Here is a 1,972-nt window from a genome sequence, read left to right on the forward strand (position 1 = left end):
TCGCGATGTAGTTGATGTCGTGGCCGGCCCGCTGCGCCCACGGCCCGGTCTGGCCATAGCCGCTGATCGAGCACATCACGAGCCGCGGGTTGCGCGCCGACAGCACATCCCAGCCGAGCCCGAGCCGGGCCATCGCGCCGGGGCGGAAACCTTCGATCAGCACGTCGGCACGCGCCACCTCGTCGAGCAGCACGGCGCGATCGGCCTCGTCGCGCAGGTCCAGCGTGCGCAGCGCCTTGCCCTCGTTCAGGCGGCGGAACATCAGCGCCGGCTCGCCGGCAGCGCGTTCGGCCTCCGTGCGCCACAGCTCGCGCGCGCCGTCCTGCTGGCCGGGCGGGCCTTCGATCTTCAGCACCTCGGCGCCCAGGCGCTGCAGCTCCAGTGCCGCCAGCGGCCCGGGCAGCAGCCGCGTCAGGTCGACGACCTTCACGCCGTCGAGAGGCAACGCGTCCCGGATTGCGCTGCGCTCCATCCGGGCTACGACTTCACTCGAATTTTCCTTCGCGCATCCATTTCGTCGCGACCCACTTCTCGCCTTCCAACACCGGCGCGCCGCCATGCAGCGTGCGCGTCATCGCGTGCGGCCGGTCGTAGCTGAAGAACACCGCATTGCCCTTGACCGGCGAGACCTCGAGGTTCACGTCAGGGAAGGTCGTGGCACCGCCGCGCTTCGGCGAGTTGAGATACACCACCAGCGTGCCGACGCGCTGGCCGCCGCGCTTCAGGATGGTCGGCGTGCCCGGCTGCGCCGGGTCGAAGTAGTCGTAATGCGGCTTGTACTCGGCCCCCGGCTGGTAGCGCAGGATCTGCAGCCCCTCGCCGTTGTCGAGCGGCCAGTTCAGCAGCGTCGCGATGCGCGCCTCGATGCGCTTGCACACGTCGTTCTCGCCGCGGCCGAAGAACATGCCCTCGCTGGTGCGCGCGACATTGACCTCGCTCGCACCGGTCGTCGTGACCACCGTCTCGGAGCGGGCGAGCCGCTGGCGCGCCAGCGCGACGAGCTCGTCGCACTCGGCCTCGGTCATCAGCCCGCCGAACACGACGACGCGCGGGTTGCGCATCGTCATCACGATCTTGACCTCATGCCCGTCGACCACCACCGAGCCGGGCGAATCGAGCAGGTCGGGCTCGGGCACCGGCACCGGCACCGGCAGGCCGTTCGCCTTCGCGTGGTCCTTCAGGAAGCCCTGCAGCGTGTCCTCGAGCGCCTCGATCGCGACGTCTTCGGTCCAGCCGCTGTCGATCATCGACTTCAGGACGTCGTCCGGGCTGCGACCGGCCTTGGCCTGGTCGATGATCCATTGCCGCAGTTCGGGCGTGATGCTCTGCTTGGTCGTGCTGTTCATGGTGGGTTCAGCTCAGGTGTCGGCGAAAAACCAGCCGGTCGGGTTGCGACGCGGCGGGATCGAAACGGTAACCGTCGGCGTTGAATTTTTCCAGCCCCTTCGGGGTGGCGAGCTTCTTCTTGATCGCGTGCCGCGCCATCAGCCCGCGGGCGCGMTTGGCGAAGAAGCTGATGACCTTGTACTGGCCGTTCTTCCAGTCCTCGAACACGCACTCGACGACGCGGGCCTTCAGCACCTTGCGGCGCACCGCGCGGAAGTATTCGTTCGACGCGAGGTTGACGATCACCGGGCTGGCATCGGCCGCGAGGCGCTCGTTCAGGTGCTCGGCCAGCGTGTCGCCCCAGTAGTCGTACAGCGTGGCGCCGCGCGGCGTCTGCAGGGCGGTGCCCATCTCGAGCCGATAGGGCTGCATGCGGTCGAGCGGGCGCAGCACGCCGTACAGGCCGGACAGGATGCACAGGTGGTCCTGCGCCCAGGCCAGGTCGGCGTCGCTCAGCGTCGGGGCCTTCAGGCCGTCGTAGACATCGCCGTCGAACGCGAGCGCGGCCGGGCGGCTGTTGGCGTCGGTGTAGCGCGGGCTCCACGCGGCATAGCGCTCGACGTTGAGCGCCGACAGCGGCTCGGAC

At 69.2% G+C, this 1,972-nt stretch carries 3 protein-coding genes; all 3 read right to left on the reverse strand.

Annotated elements, in window-relative coordinates:
* Positions 1-472: CoA transferase (locus tag AC1D12_RS32015; protein ID WP_477845194.1), on the reverse strand; the 472-nt coding region annotated here is incomplete at its 3' end.
* Positions 473-485: 13 nt separating this feature from the next.
* A complete protein-coding gene (locus tag AC1D12_RS32020; protein ID WP_047500456.1) occupies positions 486-1,346 on the reverse strand; it encodes a 2OG-Fe(II) oxygenase in 861 nt (286 codons plus the stop codon).
* A 7-nt stretch (positions 1,347-1,353) separates the two neighbouring features.
* A partial coding sequence (yaaA, locus tag AC1D12_RS32025; protein WP_477845195.1) for a peroxide stress protein YaaA occupies positions 1,354-1,972 on the reverse strand: 619 nt, incomplete at its 5' end.

This window comes from Rhizobacter sp. P1_G5, assembly GCF_056405435.1.